Source organism: Nostoc sp. (assembly GCF_036917315.1).
GTDB lineage: Bacteria > Cyanobacteriota > Cyanobacteriia > Cyanobacteriales > Nostocaceae > Nostoc.
In genome coordinates, this window is sequence record NZ_JBALDR010000050.1 from 1 (window position 1) to 24,749 (window position 24,749).

Annotated in this window: 16 protein-coding genes; 10 read left to right on the top strand and 6 right to left on the bottom strand. The window is 41.7% G+C overall.

What is annotated here, in order from left to right:
- The 4 genes from V7K84_RS23425 to V7K84_RS23440 form a co-directional block, all read left to right on the top strand.
- A partial coding sequence (locus tag V7K84_RS23425; RefSeq protein WP_334841564.1) for a COR domain-containing protein occupies positions 1–2,556 on the top strand: 2,556 nt, incomplete at its 5' end.
- Positions 2,557–2,797: 241 nt separating this feature from the next.
- Positions 2,798–3,529 (top strand): two-component system response regulator RppA, encoded by a 732-nt coding sequence (rppA, locus tag V7K84_RS23430; RefSeq protein ID WP_334841566.1) that lies wholly within the window; start codon positions 2,798–2,800, stop codon positions 3,527–3,529.
- Between the two features lie 35 nt (positions 3,530–3,564).
- Positions 3,565–4,920 (top strand): two-component system sensor histidine kinase RppB, encoded by a 1,356-nt coding sequence (gene rppB / locus V7K84_RS23435; RefSeq protein ID WP_334841568.1) that lies wholly within the window; start codon positions 3,565–3,567, stop codon positions 4,918–4,920.
- A 174-nt stretch (positions 4,921–5,094) separates the two neighbouring features.
- Entirely contained in the window at positions 5,095–6,072 is a 978-nt protein-coding gene (locus V7K84_RS23440) for an aromatic ring-hydroxylating dioxygenase subunit alpha (protein WP_334841569.1), read from the top strand.
- 305 nt (positions 6,073–6,377) lie between these two features.
- Here V7K84_RS23440 and V7K84_RS23445 read toward each other — a convergent pair whose 3' ends face one another.
- Positions 6,378–7,133 carry a TspO/MBR family protein gene (locus V7K84_RS23445; RefSeq protein ID WP_334841570.1) on the bottom strand — a complete coding sequence of 252 codons (756 nt, stop codon included), beginning with the start codon at positions 7,131–7,133 and terminating at the stop codon, positions 6,378–6,380.
- A 156-nt stretch (positions 7,134–7,289) separates the two neighbouring features.
- Between V7K84_RS23445 and V7K84_RS23450 the strand changes: the two genes are divergently transcribed.
- Positions 7,290–7,907 carry a hypothetical protein gene (locus V7K84_RS23450; RefSeq protein ID WP_334841572.1) on the top strand — a complete coding sequence of 206 codons (618 nt, stop codon included), beginning with the start codon at positions 7,290–7,292 and terminating at the stop codon, positions 7,905–7,907.
- A gap of 230 nt (positions 7,908–8,137) precedes the next feature.
- Here the strand turns inward: V7K84_RS23450 and V7K84_RS34320 are convergent, their stop codons facing one another.
- Positions 8,138–8,371 carry a hypothetical protein gene (locus V7K84_RS34320; RefSeq protein ID WP_442940986.1) on the bottom strand — a complete coding sequence of 78 codons (234 nt, stop codon included), beginning with the start codon at positions 8,369–8,371 and terminating at the stop codon, positions 8,138–8,140.
- 7 nt (positions 8,372–8,378) lie between these two features.
- The gene (locus V7K84_RS23455) at positions 8,379–8,552 is read right to left on the bottom strand and encodes a hypothetical protein (protein WP_334841573.1); all 174 of its coding nucleotides are present in this window, start codon (positions 8,550–8,552) and stop codon (positions 8,379–8,381) included.
- Between the two features lie 309 nt (positions 8,553–8,861).
- On the opposite strand from V7K84_RS23455, the gene V7K84_RS23460 reads away from it, so the two are divergent.
- The gene (locus V7K84_RS23460; protein ID WP_334841575.1) at positions 8,862–11,036 is read left to right on the top strand and encodes an O-linked N-acetylglucosamine transferase, SPINDLY family protein; all 2,175 of its coding nucleotides are present in this window, start codon (positions 8,862–8,864) and stop codon (positions 11,034–11,036) included.
- Positions 11,037–11,303: 267 nt separating this feature from the next.
- Here the strand turns inward: V7K84_RS23460 and V7K84_RS23465 are convergent, their stop codons facing one another.
- The 3 genes from V7K84_RS23465 to V7K84_RS23475 form a co-directional block, all read right to left on the bottom strand.
- Complete coding sequence (locus V7K84_RS23465; RefSeq protein WP_334841577.1) at positions 11,304–13,211, bottom strand: calcium-binding protein; 1,908 nt, start codon at positions 13,209–13,211, stop codon at positions 11,304–11,306.
- A gap of 168 nt (positions 13,212–13,379) precedes the next feature.
- Positions 13,380–13,502, bottom strand: a complete 123-nt coding sequence (locus V7K84_RS23470) for a hypothetical protein (protein ID WP_334841579.1) — start codon at positions 13,500–13,502, stop codon at positions 13,380–13,382.
- 348 nt (positions 13,503–13,850) lie between these two features.
- Positions 13,851–18,836, bottom strand: coding sequence for an ELWxxDGT repeat protein (locus V7K84_RS23475; RefSeq protein WP_334841580.1), 4,986 nt, complete (start codon positions 18,834–18,836; stop codon positions 13,851–13,853).
- 445 nt (positions 18,837–19,281) lie between these two features.
- Between V7K84_RS23475 and V7K84_RS23480 the strand changes: the two genes are divergently transcribed.
- The 4 genes from V7K84_RS23480 to V7K84_RS23495 all read left to right on the top strand — a co-directional run bounded on the left by V7K84_RS23480 (position 19,282) and on the right by V7K84_RS23495 (position 24,695).
- Entirely contained in the window at positions 19,282–20,373 is a 1,092-nt protein-coding gene (locus tag V7K84_RS23480) for a DUF4350 domain-containing protein (protein WP_334841581.1), read from the top strand.
- Positions 20,374–20,432: 59 nt separating this feature from the next.
- Positions 20,433–21,383, top strand: a complete 951-nt coding sequence (locus V7K84_RS23485; RefSeq protein ID WP_334841583.1) for an AAA family ATPase — start codon at positions 20,433–20,435, stop codon at positions 21,381–21,383.
- 436 nt (positions 21,384–21,819) lie between these two features.
- Positions 21,820–22,530 carry a response regulator transcription factor gene (locus V7K84_RS23490; RefSeq protein ID WP_334841585.1) on the top strand — a complete coding sequence of 237 codons (711 nt, stop codon included), beginning with the start codon at positions 21,820–21,822 and terminating at the stop codon, positions 22,528–22,530.
- Between the two features lie 269 nt (positions 22,531–22,799).
- Positions 22,800–24,695, top strand: coding sequence for a sensor histidine kinase (locus V7K84_RS23495; protein ID WP_334841586.1), 1,896 nt, complete (start codon positions 22,800–22,802; stop codon positions 24,693–24,695).
- The last annotated feature ends 54 nt before the right edge of the window (positions 24,696–24,749 follow it).

Sequence of the window (24,749 nt, forward strand, 5' to 3'; positions counted from 1 at the left end):
ACCCAGATTCCAGAGGCGATCGCTAAATTAACCAATCTGACACAGCTTCACCTCCATAACAACAAAATAACCCAGATTCCAGAGGCGATCGCTAAATTAACCAATCTGACACAGCTTCACCTCCATAACAACAAAATAACCCAGATTCCAGAGGCGATCGCTAATTTAACCAATCTGACGCAGCTTCACCTCCATAACAACGAAATAACCCAGATTCCAGAGGCGATCGCTAATTTAACCAATCTGACGCAGCTTCACCTCCATAACAACGAAATAACCCAGATTCCAGAGGCGATGGCTAATTTAACCAATTTGACGCAGCTTCACCTCAGTGGCAACGAAATAACCCAGATTCCAGAGGCGATGGCTAATTTAACCAATCTGACGCAGCTTCACCTCAGTGGCAACGAAATAACCCAGATTCCAGAGGCGCTCGCTAATTTAACCAATCTGACGCAGCTTCACCTCAGTTACAACCAAATAACCCAGATTCCAGAGGCGCTCGCTAATTTAACCAATCTAACGCAGCTTCACCTCAGTTACAATTCAATTACCAATATTCCATTAGAAATTCTTAATTCAAAAAATGTAAAAGAGATTTTTAATTACTTGAGGCAAATTAGCACAAGTGAAACTCGACCATTACACGAAGCCAAACTCTTGCTCATCGGACAAAGCAGCGTCGGTAAAACATCCCTTATCGAGCAACTAATCCGCAATAAATATGACAAAAATCAATCCCAAACCGACGGACTCAATGTAGAAAATTGGAACGTGCAGGTTAATAGCAAAGATATCCGCCTCAATGTTTGGGACTTTGGCGGACAGGAAATTTATCATGCCACCCATCAGTTTTTTCTGACTAAGCGCAGCCTCTATCTCCTCGTTTGTAATTGTCGCACCAGCGAAGAAGAAAACCGCATTGAATATTGGCTGAAACTAATTGAAAGCTTCGGCGGACAGTCCCCCGTAATTATCGTTGGCAACAAAAAAGACGAACAACCCCTCGACATCAACCGCAAAGCATTACGCGAAAAATATCCTAACATCCAAGCGATTATCGAAACCTCCTGCCAAGACAATATCGGCATTGATGAACTTCGCACCACAATTTTGCAGCAAATCGCCAAACTCAAAGAAGTCTACGACCTTCTACCCCTGACATGGTTCGAGGTTAAACAACAACTCGAATCCATGACTGAAGACTTCATCACCTACAACCGCTACATCGGCATTTGCCACGAAAACAAGATTCCCGAAGAACAAAACCAAGATCAACTCATCGATCTCCTCCATCGACTCGGCTTAGTTCTCAACTTCCGGGAGCATCCCATCCTCAAAGATACCAACGTCCTCAAACCCAACTGGGTTACAGAAGGTATTTACGCGCTCCTGAGCGATGAAACCCTCAAAACTAAAACCAAAGGCATTTTCACCTCCGCCGATCTCATCCGCATCCTCAATCCAGAGCGCTACCCCACTAAGCGTCATGGCTATCTGATCGAACTAATGAAGGAATTCGAGCTTGGCTTTGCACTAGAATGTTACCCACCACAATTTCTGATTGCGGGACTTCTGCCTAAAGACCAACCAGACGAAACAAAACTCCACGGCGAAACCCTGGAATTTCAATACAATTATAAAGTTCTCCCCGAAAGCATCATCTCTCGCTTCATCGTCATCACCCACGAAAAAATTCATAATCAAATCTATTGGCGCAGTGGCGTAATGCTGCAATATCAAGAAAATAACGAAGTCTACAACATCGCTCGCATCAAAGCCGATCCCGAAGACAAAAAAATCTTTATCACCATTAGCGATCGCCAAGAAACTCGCCGCTTATTTCTCGGCATCCTCCGCGATGTCTTCCAAAAAATCCACAAAAGTCTTCCCAATCTCGAAATCACCGAATGGGTTCCCGTCCCCAATCACCCCAAACATCCGTCCCTCGACTACCAAGAACTACTCGGACTTGAGGCAATGGGCGTTCTTGAATATCCAATCGGTAAACTCAAAATAAACATCAATATCCGTCAACTACTAGATGGCTATGAATCAAGAGAATCGCGTCAGAAAATACAAAAAGTTGCTCCAGAAAGCGATCGCTCTCCAATTTTCAACATTTACAATAGCAATCACCAAGGAGATTTTAAACCCATGACAGAAAACACAAACAACCTTCAAGGCGCAAACATCGCCAACTTTGCCAACCAAGTTAAAGACAACGCCACTCAGCAAGCGTCTAACTTCAATCAAACAAGCGGCGCAAACATCAGCGAAATTCTGCAACTGATCGGCAACCTGCGCCAAACTGCCGCCCAATTCCCACCAGATATCCGCGACGACATCATCATTGATATTGATGATGTAGAAGTAGAAATTCAAAAGCCAGAAAAAGAACGCAATGTACCCAAACTCAAAAAGCGTTTAGTAGCTTTACTAACTGCTGCTACTCTAGTCGTTGGTGCGATCGCAGGTATGACAGACTTTACAAACAATGTTATGGAAATAGGGGACAAATTAAATATCGAACTAAAGCTTCCCTCTGGTAAATAGACTTTTCTAACTCCAGAGGCGATGCAACCTATTCTAGATTAATAATAATGATGACATACAGCATTTTGCATCTAAATGAAGTACATCCTTTAACCCACCCTAACCCTCCCCGTATGTATTGGGGAGGGAACCAGATTTTTCTTGTTTCCCCCCAATACATCGGGGGGATTAAGGGGGGTAATAATGTAATTAAAATTACAGCCAACTATTTTTCAAACAACCTCTTAGCAATGGGTTGACTATGAGGCTTATATTAGTTGAGGATGAAGTAGATTTAGGTGCAGCAATCAAAGAAGTCCTGAGCCATGAGGCATATATAGTTGACTGGTTTCTAGATGGTAATCAGGCATGGCAATATCTAGAAACTGGCTGGACTGAGTATACACTGGCGATTTTTGATTGGATGCTGCCTGGAGTATCGGGGATAGAGTTGTGTAAATGGTTGCGCGATCGCCAATTAACTCTACCTATATTAATGCTAACGGCTAAAGACCGGATGGAAGAAAAGATTATTGGTCTAGATAGCGGTGCGGATGATTATTTAGTTAAACCGTTTGATATGGCAGAACTGTTGGCAAGATTGCGAGCATTACAACGGCGAGCCTCTTACGTCGGAGCAACGCTGACACCTCAAGTCCAACCCCGACGCTTACAAGTAGGTTGTCTGACGCTCAATTATAGCACTCATCAAGTTATTCGTGAGTATGTTCACGGAGAAAAGCAAGTGTTTTCACTAACTACCAAAGAATTTCAATTATTGGAATATTTCATCAGGCATCCTAACCAAATTATCAGCCGCGACCAAATTATCAATCAACTTTGGGAAATTGGTGCAGAACCAGTTAGCAATGTAGTAGCAGCACAAATTCGCTTATTGAGACGCAAATTAGGAGAAGAAGACAGCGAATCTTTAATTGAAACTATTTATGGTGTGGGCTATCGCCTAAACATTCATGCTGCTGATTTTTGCTAACTTGACAGCAATACTTTCAGCAAGGGTTTAAAAATATGGAACGCAATCCCATTTTCCACCAAACTCGGTTGCGGTTTGCGGCTTGGTATACCCTTATCATGGGCGGTATTTTAGGGCTATCTAGTTTGGGAGTTTATAGTGTGGTTGCCCATACCTACTATGAAACCATAGACCAGGGATTGCAATCAGTCGCCAACGCACTCCATAAAAGTATTGAACCGGCTTGGCAACAACCCGGACAATTACAACGCCTTGCTAAAGAATTTTCTTTAGAATTATGTGTGGCACAGACTAATTGTTTGCCTAAAACAACATCTATTAAAAAATCGATCGCAGAAGCGGCGAATCCAGTTAATTACTATATCCGTTTATTGGATCGCTCAGGAAAACTTTTTGCCAGTGGAGGCATGGAATTTGACAAGTTACCGATGCCCTCAACATTAGATAATTGGCAGATATTAACAGATTACTCTGGCACTCGATACCGCGAAATCACTTTACCTTTGTATACTCAAAACCAGGTTTCGGGTTATCTACAAGTAGCGCGTAGCATCACTGATTTAGACCAACATCTTACTTATTTAAGATTAACTTTGGTATTGGGATTGCCAATTTCGATGATTTTCGTTGGTTTGTCTAGTTGGTGGTTGGCAGGAAGGGCGATGCAACCTGTATATCTTTCTTACCAACAAATGCAACAATTTACTGCTGATGCTGCCCATGAGTTTCGCACGCCTTTAGCAGCAATGTACTCTACTATTGAAGCTGCTATCAAGTTACAGCAAGAACCAAAAGCCAATGGGGGAATTTTAGATGTACTCAAACGCCAAAATCGGCGCTTATCACAATTAGTTGGAGATTTGCTGTTATTAACGAGGATAGATCGAAAACAACTAACAGGAGAATATCAGCCTTGCTGTTTGAATGATATCATTAGCGATTTAATTGAGGAATTAGCATTTTTGGCGGTAGAGACTCAAGTCCATCTTTCTAAGCAGGTGCAAGTCTCAGAAAAATTGTATGCGATGGGAAATGAAGAACAGCTTTATCGCTTAATTTCTAACTTAATTGTCAATGCAATTCAAGCGACATCTAGCGGTGGAAAAGTCACGGTTTTTTTAGAAAAAAGTGAGCTTTACGCCATAATTAAAGTTCAAGATACAGGAATTGGTATTGCCCCAGAACATCAACAGCGAATTTTCGATCGCTTCTACCGAGTAGATCGCGATGCCTACGGCGGGCTGCGCCTACGCTCTCGCACCTCTGGTGGTTCGGGATTGGGATTAGCCATCGCGATCGCGATCGCCCAAGCACACAAAGGTAATATTCACGTTCAAAGTCAACCTGGGCTAGGTAGTACATTTACGGTTCGACTTCCTCTTTCACCGTGATTTATGGAAATAAATGTTGCTATTTGCAAATCTGCGATCGGCAAAGTGCGACTTTGAGTTTTTGCACACATAGAGAGCGCACATTTATCTGTTAAAAAATCCTAAAAGTGCTTTGATAGTTTTTCCACAGGATGATTAAGATATAGGTATTTGACCTGACGGGTGTCGATACTCATGGTGCAAGACCAGATTTTGCTGAATGATTGGCATGTAATAGCGCGATCGCCAGACCTCCAACCTGGAACAGTTCTGCACAAGCGTTTATTAGGCGAAAATCTAGTGCTTTGGCATAATGGCGACAAAGTTTTAGCTTGGCAAGACGTTTGCCCTCATCGTGGTGCCCGTCTTTCTCTAGGATATGTTAATAAAGAGACTCTTGTTTGTCCTTACCACGGTTTAGCCTTTAATAGCGAGGGAAAATGTGTACTAGTTCCGGCTAATCCCGAACAATCGCCCCCCGCTCAAGCTTGTGTTAAAACTTACCAAATTCAAGAGCGTTACGATCTGCTCTGGGTTTGTTTAGGGACACCAAAACAAGACATAGCTCCGTTTTCTGAGTGGTACGATCCGGTCTATCAGAAGATTTTCTGTGGCCCTTACTACTATCACTCTAGCCCTTTGCGAGTGCTGGAAAATTTCATCGATCCGGCACACTTCCCAATTATGCATTCAGGATTATTTGCCCACGTCAGTCGTCCTGAGTTGACGCACTATGAATTAGAGTCTCTTCCAGATGGAATTAGTTTCAAATGTGGTTTGTGGGAACTAGATTTTAATTCCGGTAATCCTCTGTCAGCACCAATGATTTTCAACACTTACGATTACCGCATTTTCCGTCCGCTAGTGGCATACTTTAAACTTGGGCCTGGAGATCGGCGTTTAAATATCTTCTATACAATTACACCAGTCGATGAAGATGAGTGCGTGGTGCAATATTGGTTAATGGTAAACAGTGTCCGCGACTTAAAAGTGGAAGTGTATCTAGATATTCAAAATAAAGTTGCTAGTCAAGATATCGCCATTGTCGAGTCCCAGCAACCCCGACGCTTACCTTTGGATTTGCAAGCAGAAGTACATTTACCGAGCGATCGCTATTCTATAGCATACCGAAAGTGGCTCAAACAACAGGGTGTTACTTTCGGTACTATTTAGAACTTGGCGATGCTTGTCATTTGTATGATTAAGAAAAAATATTTAGATAAAATTGCTTTAGAAGCTAACTTCCTTAAAGAGTTTAAAAAACGGTAGATTGTTAATTACTCTACCGTTTTTTATGTATGTTGAATGCGTTATATCATGTCAGCTTGATTACTTATTAAACCCGAATCACCCCACTCCGCCAAAGCTATGCTTTGTCTCCCCTCCTCGCTTGCGGGGAGGGGTTGGGGGTGGGGTGCAATGACTTGGGAATCATAACTATTTATCCTAGCTTTCATCTCAAGGTTAATTTTGGATATTTATCGATCCACAGGTGCTAATTTTAAAGGATACAATGGCTCAGATCCATTTAATTGCCAAATTCTAAATACCAAGACAGCAGCTACAGTTAACCACACACAAGAAAATGATAAAGTCATTCCTGCTATAGGATTAGTTTGCCAATAAATTGCCGTCACCACTACAGCAGATAACCAAGGGCCTAAAATAACTACAGGTACAGCAGCACCTAATCTCCGTTCAACAGTAAAAATCGTATTCCAAGTATCCCCTAAAGCCAGATGTACCACAAATAAAATTAAAGGCAGTACTAAAAACTGGTGATTCATTTGCTGCCAAACCAATACAGAAGAAATTACCCGCAAAACGGCAATTATCATCCAAACTATGGGAAATGCTAAAGGTGGAGGAGACCATCTTGGTCTGATTACCTGGTCATAGGTCTGACGAGAACGGGTATTATCTAAAAGAGAAAAAATTCGAGAACGGATACTTAATACAGCAAAAAATAATCCAGTCAATAAGGTGCTAAACCAACTGGAAAAAGAAGAATTGTTATCAATCAACATTACTAGTTTTTCCATTCCCAATAACACGAGAATCATGACTAATATTTGTAGGATAGTCCCTAGTGTATAAACTAAAACTGCTTTGATATCTAGTTCTTGTGTAGTCGCTATTGATGTGTTTAGAGACTGTTGTTGATTCCCAGATTTTACCCCCATCACTGTATTAACAAACTGTTCAACTATTCCACTATTGTTGGATTTATTCATAATTAAGAGATTGCGCGTAGTTGGTAATTAGTAGTAATAAGTCATTATATGATATTCTAATAGTTAAAAATAATTTGGTTAGGCTCTTTTAACATCAGAGTTTATAAGTTCCGAATCTAATGTACAGTCTCTCATAACTGATATTGAGGAAAAAACGTGAAATTTCAGAAGTTATTGTATATTTTTACTCTCGTAAATATTGCTACGTTGGCTCTGAGTGTACCTGTATTTGCTCAAATCGCGCAGACTCCCTTTAATTCTGCACAGTCAAATTGTCGTGCAACTAAAGTAAATACTCCAATTTTCAAAGAACCTTCAACATCATCCCATACTATCAGAATATTGTCGGCAAAAACAAAGGTTACTTTAGCATACATCCCAGCTAGTGGAGATAGATTTGTCAGAATTAAAGCTCCGACTTCAGGGTTTATTCAAACTGCTGTACTGAGATTTTGTCAGTCGAATAACAACGCTCAAAATGTATCGAGTAAACCTACTATTGGCAGTGTATGTCGGCAAATTGTACGACAGGAAACTATACGTCGCCAACCAAGTACAAAAGAACCTTTTATTACAACACTTTCTCCAAACACAACTGTGTTTGTGAACTTGGTTACAGGTAATATAGTTAAGTCATATAAATCTGAAAATTACATTTGGGTAGAAATCGACCTTTCCAGAAGTTTCCCTGGAGAATTATCTGGTAATGGTTGGATAGTCAATACTGACTTAGTAAATACTCCTGGATTAAGCAGTCTGGCTTATTGTAGTTAGTAGCTTATTTCGCTTAATATATCCCCCAGCATCAGTTTCTCCATCCACTAGGGTCGTGCCTCTATCACTGAGTTTGGTTCAAGGTTTTTTCCACCTGACAAAGACGCTCTGGTATGGATGCGTTTGCAAATAATCTTGTACCCAGATACAACCATAGTGCAATATCTGGTTAATATCCAAAACTCAATCTAGTTGCCAGAGAATCACAACATCATCTAATCCGGCAGATGCTAGCTAGCAGTACCTGCCTTAGCGATCTCATCAAGAGCGCATTCGCCTAGAATTGAAAAGTTGCAAATCAAGCAAGAGAAATAGTTAATTGTGCTAAATCTTTGTGATGCAAGATCCGAGTACGAACAAACAACAAAGTGAGAATCACCACTATCCTTTGCTGTCTCAATGAGATCGGCGCAAAAATCGACACCCCAGCCATCAATTCCTAAAGAAAAAAGCTGTCGAGACAACCATCCCTCACCGCATCCAATATCTAAGTAATGTTCTTGGATTGAGTTGGGTTATCGCTTTAACTATAGCGGCATCTGTGGCGATCGCACGGCTTTCAATTTGTTGATTACGAATTGCTTGTGTCCATGATTTAGCATTCATCTGCCATGAGTCAAGGATTCGTTTTTCATTCTCGTCCATACAACACCGCTCAAATAGCACGAACAATCTTCTCCTTTAAAACATAAGCGATAATGCAGCCAGATGCAGGATTTACACTATTTCCAAGAATCGCAGTTGTAACTCATACCTATAGATGATTACAGCAATTCTTTAAGTTCTATCGATTAGCGATAGTACACACGAACTCCGTAGTATTCGCATTATTTAAGTATATTGGATCGCACCAAAAACTCAGTGCAAAAGTTTTTTGAGTCGCTGGGGAAACTGAAGGCTTTTTGGGGTTTTTCGAGTTTAATGGATGATTATATCATTAGTAATTGCAACGCTATGTTAATCAATGAATTAAGAAATATTAATTTGATTATTTTTCCTGACTGGTCTAATTTAGAAACTACGATGCCTTCTCTACGAGAGGCTGCGCCAACGGCGAGCTTCTCTACGAGACGCTTCGCGAACGCTAACGCAGAAGACTTGGCGAATGTTCTCAGAACTCTTTTCACACATCCAGCTAGACAAGATATAACACTGCTAATTTACAGCCAAAGTTTATCGGATGAACTACAGGATAATGCTAACTCATTACTTTTTGAGACAGTTCTGAAACTTAGTTTAGAAGAGGTTGTCTCGGAAGACCTGAATGTAGGGCTTACGGGTCAGTTAACCATCCAAGAATGGTCTATTATTAAATCATTAATTAATTTTCGTATCCCAATTAATAACGAAGATCGCTATATTATCCAGCAGCCAGAAATTGCACAAGTCCCTAGATGTGATTTGTCAGAAATTGAACAGTCAACTATTTATGAAGCGGCTCGGCTAGAATCTTGGCACAGATGGGGTGACTATTTCGCAGACAGTGAATCGCCTGAAAATGCTATCTCATATTACAGCAAGTATTTATCTAGTTGTCCGCACCAGATTAACTATTATCTGAAGTTAAGTGATGTTTTGTATAAAACTGGTCAGATGCCAGCGGCTATCACAACATTGCAAAATGGTATTAGCAATTGTCCTCAAGCAGAAGAACTTTATTACTGGCTGATTATTCGTCTAAAGCAAAGCCAGAACTATCTGGAAGCTCGTAACTTTGCTCAACAGATTACAGAGAAGTTTCCTGAAAACTACGTATTTAAAATGTTGAGCTATCTTATGCTTCCAGAAACTTATCATATTCCTCAAGAGATTGATACCTATCGAGCATGGTTTCAAGATGGGCTAGAAAAATTGATTCAAGAAATAACAATGAATAGCCCAAATGAACAGAAAAAAGCTTTCATCGGAATCAGCCATCATACAAACTTTTTTCTTGCATATCAGGCAAAAAATGATCTGGTATTACAGCAGCAATATGGACAGCTAGTTCACCAAATTATGGCGGCAAATTATCCGCAATGGAGTCAGGCGCGTCCGATTTATTCTATTAGTAACAATCGAAGAATTAAAATTGGCTATCTTTCCTATTTTTTATGTAGCTGGAGTGGAACAGTTTTGTTCTTAAACTGGCTTAAATATGCAGATAATCAAAACTTTGAAATTTATTCATATCACATAGGGCATCAAATTGATGCTGCTACTCAATTATTTCAGTCTCATAGTACAAAGTTTTATCATTTGCCGAATAAGTTAGAACAGATTTGTCAACAAGTTATTGACGATCGCCTTGATGTCTTAATTTTTCCAGAATTAGGAATGGATGCGACCACACTATGCATTGCTGGACTCCGTTTAGCGCCGATTCAATGTATGGCTTGGGGGCAACCTGTCACTTCTGGATTACCCACCATTGACTATTTTTTATCTAGCGAACTGATGGAGCCTGTGAATGGCCAATATCACTACACCGAAAGCCTTGTACGTTTACCTGGTGTTGGGATTTCCTATCCTACGATCGAAGTTGACTCAGTTAACCGCAACCGATTATTTTTTGGATTACGAGAAGATGCTATCGTCTACATTTCTAGTCAAGCTGCTTATAAATATTTACCGCAGTACGATTACGTTTATGCAGAAATTGCCCGTCAAGTTCCCAACGCTCAGTTTATGTTTCTTCGCTCTGGGATTTCTCAAGAACGTCTGAAACGGGCATTTGCGGCTGTCGGGTTAGATAGTCTTGACTATTGTGTATTCTCTCCTGTTCTACCGCGTGATGATTACTTTGACTTGCTTTCTTTGGCAGACATTTATTTAGATACCTTCGACTGGGCGGGTGGTAACACAACACTGGATGCGATCGCCTGTCATTTACCAATCGTCACTTGTCCTGGTGAGTTTATGCGGGGGCGTCATTCTTATGGTTTTTTGCAAGCGATCGCTGTAACACAGACAATTGCAGATGATACCTCGCAATATATTCAGATTGCAGTGCGATTAGCCGGAGATATTGATTGGCGATACTCAGTTCGTGAAGCCCTAAAACTCTCAAGCAAGGTTCTGTTTGACAATCCCACTGCTACCCAAAATTTAGAAGCATTCATCAAACAGGCGATCGCTGCAAGAAGTTAAAGAAAGTATATTTTGACTTTACCTGAGTAATATTCAAAGGCTATGAAAGTCGAAAATGAAACGTCCAAATCGCCTTGCTTGGATAGGAGCGCTCGCTTGTGCAATTTGAGTGATATTATGTGCGATTAAATAGCCATAATATCCTAATTAATTTTCTAATGTTTATATGTGTTGGGTTTTGCTATTGTTTAACCCAACACATATTTAAAGATTAAAGTGCTTTAACCTTAGATGCGATGTGTATTCTTTTGCTATAAATAGCTTTTATTAAGGAATCACAGTAATATTTGCACTGGTAAGTGCTACCTGATTCGAGAACTGGGCGATTTGAAGTTGTGCAACTTTATTATCAACCCCATCTGCGTCAAAGAATAGTTTTCCCGTAGTTTGATCGTAGATAAAGCGATCGCTTCCTGTTGTTGCACTGCTACCAAGTCGGAATACACCTGAATCGAGCGTTGTATTTTGAGATTGGTTGAGTCGGAATTCTATCTGGGAAATGAAAATAGTATCATCTCCAAGAGTAAAATCAGCGATCGTATCATAGCCTCCAGTACGGCTACCAGTGAGATCGAAGCTATCTTTCCCAATTCCACCAGTCATCATATCTCGACCAACTCCACCAGCTAGTAAATCATCACCTGCACCACCGAGCAAGGTGTCATTGCCTGAGTTCCCAAACAGGCTATCATTGCCATCTCCTCCACTCAAGATGTTAGCGGCATTATTTCCCGTCAAAATGTTATCAACGCTGTTACCAGTACCATTTTTTGTCCCGGTTCCAATCAGCGTCAAGTTCTCCAGGTTATTTCCCAACACCAAAGTTATCGAAGAGTTGACTAAATCTGTGCCTGCATCTAAGCCTTCAATAATAGAATCGTTGAGGTTGTCTATCGTGTAAATGTCATTACCGACTCCACCATTGAGCGTGTCATTTCCTGCACCTCCATCTAAGGCGTCATCGCCTGTGCCGCCATCTAAGCTGTCATTACCTGAGTTACCAAAGAGGTCATCGTTGCCATCTCCTCCTCTTAAGGTGTCATTTCCTGCACCACCATCTAAAATGTCATCGCCTGCACCACCATCTAAAATGTCATGACCTAAACTACCAAAAAGGTTATCGTTGCCATTTTCTCCACTCAAAATGTTAGCAGCATTATTTCCTGTCAGAATGTTATTAAAGCTGTTACCAGTACCATTGATTGCCGCACCTCCAATCAGAGTCAAGTTCTCCAGATTATCTAGCAACACTAAACTCACAGAAGAGTTGACTAAATCTGTGCCTGCATTTAAGCCTTCAATAATAGAGTCATTGAAGTTGTCTATTGTGTAAACGTCATTGCCGACTCCACCATTGAGACTATCAACTCCCAAACCTCCATCTAAGGTATCATCACCAACGCCGCCTAACAAAGTGTCATTACCTGAGCTACCAAAAAGGCTATCGTTGCCATTTTCTCCACTCAAGATGTTAGCGCCAGTATTTCCAATCAGAATGTTATTAAGGCTGTTACCAGTACCATTGATTGCGTCGGTTCCAGTCAGTGTCAAGTTTTCCAGGTTATCTGCCAACACCCAAGTCACCGAAGACTTGACTAAATCTTTGCCTGCATTGGCGGATTCAGTAATCAAATCGTTGAGGTTGTCTACGATGTAAATGTCATTGCCGATTCCACCATTGAAACTATCAGCTCCTAAACCTCCATCTAAGGTGTCATCACCGATACCGCCTAACAAGGTGTCATTACCTAAACTACCAAAAAGGCTATCGTTGCCATTTTCTCCACTCAAGATGTTGGCGTCGGTATTTCCAATCAGGATGTTATTAAGGCTGTTACCAGTACCATTGATTGCGTCGGTTCCAGTCAGTGTCAGATTTTCCAGGTTATCTGCCAACACCCAAGTCACCGAAGACTTAACTAAATCTGTGCCTGCATTTAAGCCTTCAGTAATAATGTCGCTGATGCTGTCCACAATATAAGTGTCATTGCCTTTACCACCAATGAGACTGTTAGTGCCTGCACCACCCTCTAATAAATCATTTCCATCGCCACCATCAAGAGTGTCGTTATCACCTAGTCCTTGGAGGGTGTCATTGCCCTGCAATCCTGAGATGATATCCTGGCTATCTGTACCAATCAGTTTGTTTGCAGTTGAAGTGCCATTAATAATCATATTAGGGTCTTTTATGAGGATAATCGATGCTTCTTCTGCTGTCCCAAGTGCGATCGCAGAATTCCCTAGCTTCGCTTTTTTTAAAATTAAACAGCCTCAGCAAATATGTCTAACTTGATACTTTGTTTAATAACGCCCATTTGGTTAAATCCACATCAGCACTCCACATCAACCAATATCGACATAAGCCGTTGGAACGGCTAAAAGACAAATCTTTGTGGTTATCTCAGCTGAACTTGGTCGATCCTCGTAAATTGGTGTTCGCGTAGCGTGTCCTAAAGGACAAGGCATTGCTAAAGTTAATTATATTTTTGACTTTGCCTAAAAAATAAGTAAGTATTAACACTAGTGATATTCAAAGGCTATGAAAGTCGAAAATGAAACGTCCAAATCGCCTTGCTTGGATGGGAGCGATCGCTTGTGCAATTTGAGTGATGTTATGTGTGCTTAAATAGCCATAATATTCCCGTTAAACCCGCGTGCAAATAAGGTTTAGGTAGCTTTTTATTATCGTTGTAGTTCCCATGTTGAAGATGGGAACTACAACGAGTTTAACCTTTTGTATTACCGAGAATGATAATTTACTCTGCCCTTGGCAATGTGTCACCGATCGCGAGGATTTTACTTAGTTTGCTTTCGTTAGGCAATGACAGTAATATTTGCACTAGTAAGCGCTACCTGATTCGAGAACTGGGCTATCTGAACTTGTGCAGCACTACCAACCCCATCTTTATCAAAGAATAGGTTCCCCGTAGTTTGATCGTAGATAAAGCGATCGCCTGCAATTGTCGCATTAGTCCCAAGTCGGAACAAGTTAGAATTGAGCGTAGTATTCTGAGATTGGCTAAGTCCGAATTCTGTCTTGGAAAGGAAGATAGTATCATCTGCCAGAGTAAAATCACCGATAAGATCATAGCCTCCAGTGCGGCTACCAGTCAGATCAAAGTTATCTCGTCCAGTTCCGCCAGTCAGCACATCTCGACCAATTCCCCCTGTTAGTAGATCATCACCTACACCACCAAACAAGGTGTCATTGCCTGAGTTACCAAAGAGACTATCATTACCATCTCCTCCAGTTAACGTGTTTGCGGCATTATTTCCCATGAGAATGTTATTGAGGCTGTTACCAGTACCATTGATTGTCCCGGTTCCAGTTATGGTCAAGTTCTCTAGGTTATTTCCCAATACCCAACTCACCGAAGACTTGACTAAATCTGTGCCTGGATCTAAGCCTTCAATAATAGAATCGTTCAGGTTGTCTACGATGTAAATGTCATTGCCGACTCCACCATCAAGACTATCAATCCCTGCACCTCCATCTAAGGTGTCATCGCCGGAACCCCCCAACAAGGTGTCATTGCCTGCACTACCAATCAGGCTATCGTTACCATCAACTCCATTCAAGACGTTAGCGCCAGTATTTCCAATCAAGATGTTATTAAGGCTGTTACCAGTACCATTGATTGCCGAGCTTCCACTCAGAGTCAAGTTCTCCAGGTTATCTGCCAACATCCAATTCACCGAAGACTTAACTAAATCTGTGCCTGCATTTAAGTCTTCAGTAATCGTATCGTTCAGATTGTCTACAGTGTAAATGTCATTACCGACTCCACCATTGAGACTATCAGCTCCTAAACCTCCATCTAAGGTGTCATTGCCGGAACCGCCCAACAAGGTATCATTGCCTGCACCACCAATTAGGCTATCGTTGCCATTTTCTCCACTCAAGGTGTTAGCGGCAGTATTTCCATTCAAGATATTATTAAGGCTGTTACCGATACCATTGATTGCCCCACTTCCAGTCAGGGTTAAGTTCTCCAGGTTATTTCCCAACACCCAACTCACTGAAGACTTGACTAAATCTGTGCCTGCACTGGCAGATTCAATAATAGTGTCGCCGATGCTGTCCACAGTGTAAGTGTCATTGCCTTTACCACCAATGAGACTGTCATCTTCTGTACCACCATCTAAGAAATCATTTCCATCGCCGCCATCGAGGGTGTCGTTATCACCTAGTCCGTTGAGCGTGTCATTGGCCAGCAATCCTGAGATGATATCTTTGTTCACTGTACCAGTCAGGTTGTCTGCAACTGAAGTACCAGTAATTTCATTAGGAAGTTGACTAATGGTATTAGCCACGGTTAATGCAAAAATATCGCTGACAGTTGCCGTTCCATCACTGGCTATAACTTTGATATTGAGGCTACCAACGTTGTTATTTGTGGGAGTACCACTAAAGGTAGTGCCGTTGAAGGTTAACCAAACAGGAAGTGGATTACCATTTTCCAAAGTGGCGGTGTAAACGAGATTATCGCCTGCATCCACATCACTGAAGGTATTTGCTGGCACCACAAAGCTAAAGGCAGCGTCTTCTGTAGCAATTTGGTCTGCGATCGCATTACTCACAACCGGAGCATCATTGGTATTGGCGATCGCCAGCTCAAACACACTACTGGCGCTAGCTCCATCCTTATCGGTTGCGGTAACTTTGAGGCTGAGGCTGCCCACATTTTGATTTAATGGCGTGCCGCTAAAAGTGCGTGTGGTTGGATTAAAGTTTAACCAAGCCGGCAATGGATTGCCGTTACTGAGGCTACTAGTATAGGTCAATACATCGCCTGCATCGACATCGCTGAAGGTGGTTGCTGGTACGGTGAAGTTGAAGATGGCGTCTTCTGTCGCTGTTTGGTCAGCAATAGTATCTAACGCTTTTGGGGCATCATTAATATTGTTGACTACGATCGCGATCGCTTCTTCGTATAATAAACTACCCTGATCTGTGGTACGTACACGGATATTGTAGCTATTCTTGGTTTCGTAATCGGGGGAGACATTGATACGTAACTCGTTACCCACAATTGTGAAGGCGCTGTTATCGTTGGTGTCTGTACCCAAAACTAAGGTGTAAGTGTGGCTGTCGTCTGCATCGGTATCAACAGTGCTAAAGTTGGCAATTACTGTGTTGGCAGGAACATTCTCGTTAACACTTGTAGTAGTCAGGCTCAGATTAGTGGGAGTACTGTTCAGGTCAAGGGCAAAAAGTTCATCTCCGGTATTGCCGTTGTTAGCAAAAAAGTAGAGTTTGTTATTAACGTAAGTTAGGTTGTAAGGATTAGAGCCACTCATGCCAGGGTAAATATCCTTGACGCGGACAGTACCAGCTTCTGTACCATCACTCTTCCAGAGTTCATAGCCACTACTGCCGTCGGTTGCACTGAAGTAAAGCGTGCCGTTGGCATTCGTCAGATAGAATGAATCAGAACTACTCGTGCCAGGGTTAATATCCTTGACACGGACAGTACCAGCCTCTGTACCATCGCTCTTCCATAGCTCCCGACTCCCACTGCTGTCATAGGCAACGAAGTACAGCGTGCCGTTGACATTCGTCAGAAAGTATGGATTAGAGCTACCCGTGCTAGGGTTAATGTCCTTGACGCGGACAGTACCTGCCTCGGTGCCATCACTCTTCCATAGTTCCCGACCCCCACTGCTATCATAGGCATCAAAGTACAGCGTGCCGTTGACATTCGTCAGATTTTCTGACCCCGAAGAAGCTGTACCAGTATTAATATCCTTAACGCGGACAGTACCAGCTTCGGTGCCATCACTTTTCCACAGTTCAGAGCCACCACTACTGTCGGTTGCCATGAAGTACAGCATACCGTTGACATTCGTCAATAAGTATGGGTTAGAATTACCCGTGCCAGAGTAAATATCCTTGACGCGGACAGTACCAGCATCAGTGCCATCACTCTTCCATAGTTCCCGATCCCCACTGCTGTCAGTGGCAACAAAGTACAGCGTGCCATTGACATTCGTTAGATTTTGCGGTGAAGAACTACCCGTGCCAGAGTAAATATCCTTGACGCGGACAGTACCAGCCTCAGTACCATCACTCTTCCACAGTTCAGAGCCGCTACTGCTATCGGTGCCAACGAAGTATAGTGTGCCGTTGACATTTGTCAAATATGCAAAGTAAAAGCTATTCGTGCCAGAGTAGATATTCTTGACGCGGACAGTACCAGCCTCGGTGCCATCGCTCTTCCACAGTTCCCTGTCTCCACTGCTGTTGGTGGCAACTAAGTACAGTATGCCGTTGACATTTGTTAGATTTTCTGGTGAAGAGTTATTCTTACCAGGGTAGATATCCTTGACGCGGACGGTACCAGCTTGGGTGCCATCACTCTTCCACAGTTCAGAGCCACTAATGCCGTCATTGGCAACGAAATATAGCGTGCCGTTGATATTTGTTAGAGATGTTGGGCTAGAGGAGAGTGTAGCAGGATTAATATCCTTGACGCGGACAGTACCAGCATCAGTGCCATCACTCTTCCACAATTCCTCACCCCCACTGCTACCATAGGCACTGAAGTACAGTGTACCGTTGATATTCGTCAGATTTTCTGGGCTAGAGCTATCAGTACCAGTATTAATATCCTTGACACGGACAGTACCAGCCTCGGTGCCATCACTCTTCCACAGTTCCCTGTCTCCACTGCTGTCGGTGGCAACAAAGTACAGTGTGTCCTTGAAATTCGTCAGATTTGCTATTGAAGAACTATTCGCGCCAGAGACGATATCCTTGACACGGATAGTACCAGCCTCGGTGCCATCACTCTTCCACAGTTGATAGCCCCAACTGCTATCGTAAGCAGTGAAGTACAGCGTACCGTTGACATTCGTCAGATTTTCTGGGGTAGAACCACCCGTGCCAGGGTAGATATCCTTGACACGGATAGTACCAACCTCGGTGCCATTACTCTTCCACAGTTCTGTGTCTCCACTGCTGTCACGAGCAACGAAGTACAGTGTGCTGTTGACATTCGTCAGATTGAACGGCAAAGAGCTACCTGTGCCAGTATAAATATCCTTGACACGGACGGTACCAGCCTGGGTGCCATCACTCTTCCAAAGTTCAGTGCCCCCAGTGCTGTCGGTTGCTTTGAAGTACAGTGTGCCGTTGACATTTATTAGATATGCTGGGTTAGAGCTACCTGTGCCAGTATAAATATCCTTGACGCGGACGGTACCAGCTTCAGTACCATCACTTTTCCACAGTTCCCTGTCTCCATTGCTGTCACGAGCAACGAAGTACAATGTCCCGTTGACATTCGTTAGAAAGGTCGGACTAGAGCCAGCCGTACCAGGATAAATATCTTTGACGCGCACGGTACCAGCCTGGGTGCCATCACTCTTCCACAATTCCTCACCACCACTGGTGTCGCTGGCAACAAAGTAAAGTGTGCCGTTGATATTCGTCAGGTATTTGGGGGAAGAACTACTTGTACCACTATAAATATCCTTAACGCCGACAGTACCAGCTTCAGTGCCATCACTCTTCCACAGTTCATAACCCCCATTGCCGTCGGTGGCACTGAAGTACAGTGTGCCGTTGACATTCGTCAGATATTGCGGAATAGAGCCACTTGTGCCAGGATTAATATCCTTGACGCGTACAGTACCAGCCTGGGTGCCATCACTCTTCCAGAGTTCATAGCCCGCAGTAGTGTCATAGGCAATGAAGTACAGCGTGCCATTGACATTCGTCAGATATGATGAGCCGGAGGAAGCTCCGTTAATATTGATATCTTTGATGAGGCTAATTGATGGTTCTTCTGCTGGCATAACTGTTTTTCCTTAAAGCTTTAGTTGCAATCACAAGGGAAATCAGGCGTTAGTAGACGCCCCAAGGAGGATCGCTATTTTTCTGGCTATGTAAATATGCGATGCGATCGCTTAACTCCCAAGCTTCGCTTTTTTTTAAATTAAACAGCCTCGGCAAATATGTCTAATTTGATACTTTATTTATATAAAGCCCATTTGGTTTAGTTAATATAAGCACTCCACATCAACCAATATCCACACGGATATGAACATAAATAACCCGTTGGAAGGAATGAAAGAGAAATCTTGGTAGTTGTCTCGATTCAACTTAGCCGATCCTCGTAAATTGGTGTTCGCGTATCGTGTCCTAAAGGACAAGGTATTGAGAAAGTCAATTATATTTTTGACTTTGCCTGAAAAATAAGTAAGTATTAACATTGATATTCAAAGGCTATGAAAGTCGAAAATGAAACGTCCAAATCGCCTTGCTTGGATGGGAGCGATCGCACTCGCTGCGATCGTTTTACTGAGTTTGTTCGCGGCTCCCAATAATACTAAAATTAACGCTGGCTCTACGTATAACCGGAACTCTGATGGCTATGGTGCTTGGTATGCTTTTATGCAACAACAGGGAATTTCTATTAAACGCTGGCAAAAGCCTTTTAGTGATATTCAGCCAGAGAATAGCCCAGTTACCTTCCTACAGGTAGGCGGCTATCCTAGAGAAACCACACTAGATAGTCAAGAGCGGGAATGGGTAGAGAAAGGGAATACTTTGGTAATTTTGGGTGCAAAGGCGCGGGTTACAGAAGCGGAGTTTAGCACTATGCAAAAATCTCCTGAAGGTGATATTAAAATTGATACACGTAGACGATATAAAAAAGCTAACTCCCAGCAAGTTAATTTAGGCGATCGCTTTGGTGCTGTTGTCTGGAAAGAAAATTACAAAAAAGGAAAGGTGATTTTTTCTACCACTCCTTATTTAGCTGCCAACGCCTACCAAGATTATTTAAGTAATTTCAAGTATTTAGCTAGTTTGGTTACTGAAAAAAGTAACACAATCTTTGTCGATGAATACATCCACGGCTATAAAGATGCCGATGTTAGGAAGAAAGAAAGCGAAGGAGATTTATCTAGCTTTTTTGCCAAAACTCCTTTACTTCCAATCTTGATACAGGTAGGTATCCTGCTATTAGTGCTAGTTTGGGCGCAGAATCGTCGCTTTGGCAAGCCAGTAGCTTTAGATACACCAGTTGTAGATAATAGCGAAGCATACATCCAAGCTTTAGCCGGGGTGTTGCAGAAAGCTGATACTACCGACTTTGTTGTTGAAATGGTGGGTAAACAAGAACAACTACAACTCCAAAAAGCTTTGGGATTAGGGCAAGTACTTTTAGAACGTCAAGCCTTGATCGATTTTTGGATGGAAAAAACAGGTGCAAGTGCAGCAGAACTAGATGCAGTTTTAAAGCTACAATCTCGCAAACAACCCATCAGTGAACGAGACCTGTTAAGCTGGTTGGGGAAATGGCGAACCATTAGGGAAATTAAAAATTAAAAATTAATTTTTGGAATTATGTATAGTATTTCTGCGTTAGTTATTTATCAATAAAAAATATGAGTGAAACACATCCTATCTTAATTCGTCTTGGTCAAGGTCTTAATCAAGTAATTGTCGGACAATCTAGCTTAATACAGCAACTCTTAGTAGCGCTGCTAGCGGGTGGGCACGTAATTTTAGAAGGAGTACCGGGAACTGGTAAAACCTTACTCGTAAAAGTGTTAGCGCAGTTAATTCAAGGGGATTTTCGCCGGATTCAATTAACACCTGATGTTTTACCTTCAGATATTACTGGTACAAATATTTTTGACTTGAATAGCCGCAATTTCACTTTGAAAAAAGGGCCAATATTTACTGAAGTATTGCTAGCAGACGAAATCAACCGTACTCCGCCCAAGACACAAGCAGCGCTGCTAGAAGCAATGGAAGAGATGCAGGTAACACTGGATGGTGAAAGTTTGCCTTTACCAGATTTATTTTGGGTAATTGCGACACAAAATCCTCTGGAATTTGAAGGTACTTATCCTTTACCAGAGGCACAGTTAGACAGATTTTTATTTAAGCTGGTGGTAGATTACCCCGATAAAGCTGCTGAAAAGCAAATGTTACTCAATCGTCAGGCGGGTTTTGCAGCACGGCGTTTGGATATTAGCCGTTTGAAACCAATCGCAACAGTAGCCGACATTTTGCAAGCACGACAAGCAGTCAAAGAAGTTAAAGTATCAGAAGCGATCGTTGATTATTTGTTGGCATTGGTGACAATATCGCGTCAATATCCTGATTTGACTTTGGGTGCATCACCCCGCGCTACCGGTGCTTGGTTGCAGACATCTCAAGCTCTAGCATGGCTAGCGGGAAGGCATTTTGTCACACCAGATGATGTAAAAGCAGTTGCATCACCGTTGCTACGTCATCGTCTCATCTTGAAACCAGAAGCGATGCTGGATGGTTTACAAATGGATGCAGTAATTGCGTCGGTAATTAATCAAGTACCAGTTCCGAGGTGAAAAAATTAAACCTCTGGCGTAAATCCTAAAATTAGCCCTCATCCCCCAACTCCTTCTCCCAAAATTTCCTCGTTCCCAGTCTCCGACTGGAAATGCATTCACTGAGTCTCTGACTCAATGTCTGAATGGAGGCAGCAGCCCCTAAATCAGGCATTCCCATGCTCTGCATGGGAACGAGATATTTCAAAGTCCCTCTCCCAAGTTTGGGAGAGGGATTTAGGGTGAGGGCTAATTATTAATGATTCCGAATTCAAAATCAGATCGCACCTCTAGATTTGCACTTTTCTGCATAGCTTGAAAATTCATCTCCAATTAAAATAAGCGCATACTTCAATGAGTTAGGGCTAAAAGATACAAGATATGACTCTCAAGTTAAATGCTGGAGACAAAGAAAATTTTCATAAAGCTTAAAGAAACTTTGAATTTGGATGAAAATATGGTAGTAGTAAATTTAAAAGAACATCAAGTTTTTGGATATTTACCAGTGGAAAAAAAGCTGGGTATTATTGTTGTAGATGACCACCAATTAATTTTAACTGGTACGCTCGATGTCTTAAGTAGACAGTATCCCGAAGCTGCTATTATTAAGGCTCAGACGGCAAAAGAGACACTTTTTCAACTTCAATATCATCACTTTGACCTGATTGTGATGGATTTATCAATTCCCGATCGCCAAGGGGAGACAGCAGAAATTGATACCGGAATTAAGCTGTTGCAAACTTTGCTCCAAGAATATCCCCATCAGAATTTCATGGTACAAACTAGTTATGTGAAGGCGTTAATTCGGATCAAACACGAGATTGATAATCATCAAGCTGGATTTGCGATCGCAGATAAAGGATTACCCGAAGATGAAATGCTAATGCGGGTTAATTTGTCCCTTCATGGTGCAACTCACACCAAAGACATCAAAACGGGAATCGAACTCAAACCAGAATGGTTGGAAGTGTTGCGGTTGGCTTTTGAAGAGAGTTTGACAGATAAAGCGATCGCCGATCGAATGTATAAATCAGAAAGAGCAGTACGTACTTACTGGACGAAGATTCAGGATGTGTTGGGAGTCTATCCTGAAGACTGCAAGCAAAGTGGTAAGAATATGCGAATTCAAACTGAAATTCGTTCCCGTGATGAAGGTTTAATCGATTAATCCGGGGAAATTTAATTCGGTAAAAAGCGAGATGAGATTATGTCCGTTTGCTTACTTATTAAACTCAAAAAACCCCAAAGAATCAAAGCTATCCTTTATCTCACAAAATGAAGCATCTGACACCAATTTGAAAAAAGAATGCGACAGATACATACTCCCAAACCTTTGTTCTGTCTGGTTTTCTTAATTTTTAATTTTTAATTTTTAATTGGTATGACGTGTGGGGGTGCAATGACTGTAGAAATTATAACTAATTATCTAGACATGATATGAGCAGGAGAATCTGGAATCGCATTCGCCAAGAATTTGGGTTGTGGTTACAGGCTGCACCTCCTGGAATCATGGTACTGTTTATGGTGATATTGATACGTATAACTGGAGGAATGCAATCTTGGGAATGGATGCTTTTCGATAAGATGTTATATCTGCGTCCAGTCGAAAAACTTGATGAACGGGTAGTAATTGTAGGTATTGATGAAAAAGATATTGAATGGGTTAAGCAATATCCGATTCCAGATGAGAAGATTGCAGAGTTACTCACCAAGCTGGAAACTTATAAACCGTTAGCTATTGGGCTGGATATCTTCAAAAATGTTCCTGTTGAACCTGGTGGTAAAGAACTTGCGCAGGTGTTGCAGCAGAATTCTAATATTATCGGGATTCAAAAAATATTACCACCCGAACAAACTTCTCCGCCCCAGAATTTGCCACCCGAACGAGTTGGATTTGTCGATTTACCTAACGATCGGGATAGCAAAAATCGGCGCTATTTGTTATTTACAACAAACCCTAATGATCCTAACAATATCAACGAAGATAAATATTCTTTAGCGCTGCGGTTAGTTGTTAAATACTTCCAAGCGAAAGGAATTGAATTGGAAACAGGAAAAAATGACCCGAATACAATGAGATTTCGGGGGATTGAATTACCCCGAATCACTCATAATTTTGGCGGATACGTTAATGTTGATGATGGCGGATTGTCAATTTTAATGAATTTTCGCAATACTTCCAAGCCTTTTCATGTTGTCTCGCTACGCGACATTTTAAATGGAAAAGTAGATGCAGAATTATTGCGCGATCGCATTGTATTAGTTGGCAACCGCAACACGAGTACTGGCGATATTTTTTATACATCTGCATTGGCAAACTTAGAATTAAACGGTCAAATTTATGGTATTGACTATCACGCTCATGCAATCGGTCAAATTCTTAGTAATGTAATCGACAGCCGCCCAATGTTGCATAGTTGGGGAGATATAGAAGAGTATGCATGGATCTTTGTTTGGGGTTTTCTGCCGATAATTATCGGACGGCTTACCCAATCTGTTTGGGAAAATATACTTAGTGTTGGCGTCGCCGGATTTGCTCTATTTAGCTGTGGGTATATGATGTTGTGGGTGTGGGGTATATGGATTCCGGTAGCACCTGGTTTGCTGATCTTAGCTGTAAATGGGCTTGGCTTGAGTGCTTTTGCGTTTTACCAGCATGATAAATTCTTGCGATCGCAAATTAACGAACGTCAAAACACAATTCAACACACTTTTACCGTAATTCATAATGGCCCTTTGCAAACTCTTGCTTATGGATTAAAGCATCTGCGTGCTAAAGATATCCCCTACGAACAACTAGTTGGGCAATTTGAAAAACTCGATCGCGAAATTCGGGAACTTGGTGAATTTCTCAAACTCGAAGCATTAACCACAGAAGAGAGTTTGCGTTTAGGTAGCGGATTAATACTTGAATTGAAACGACCTTTGCACGATTTATTATATGAAGTTTATTCAAGTACATTAGAACGTAAAGATTTTGAACATTTTCAAACATTAAAAGTAAAAATTCGCAATTTTGAACCGATTGATGATAAATATTTAACTATAGAACACAAACGGGGAATATGTCTGTTTTTAGAAGAAGCTCTATGTAATGTTGGTAAACACGCCCAAGGAGTCAAGCGAGTTCAAGCATCGGGTGTTTATAGTGCAAATAAATACAATTTATCTGTGAAAGATAACGGTTCAGGTATTAAATCAAAACTAGAAAATAAAGGGACAAAACATTTTAAAATGCTTGCTAAACAATTAGGAGGAGAGTTTCGCCGTGAATCCCTTTCTCCACGTGGAACTATATGTGAACTTAGTTGGACACCTACGAAGGAATTTTAAGAAAGAATAAAGGCGTTAGTCGCCAGAATTCTGAATTCTGCAAAAGTTTGAGAT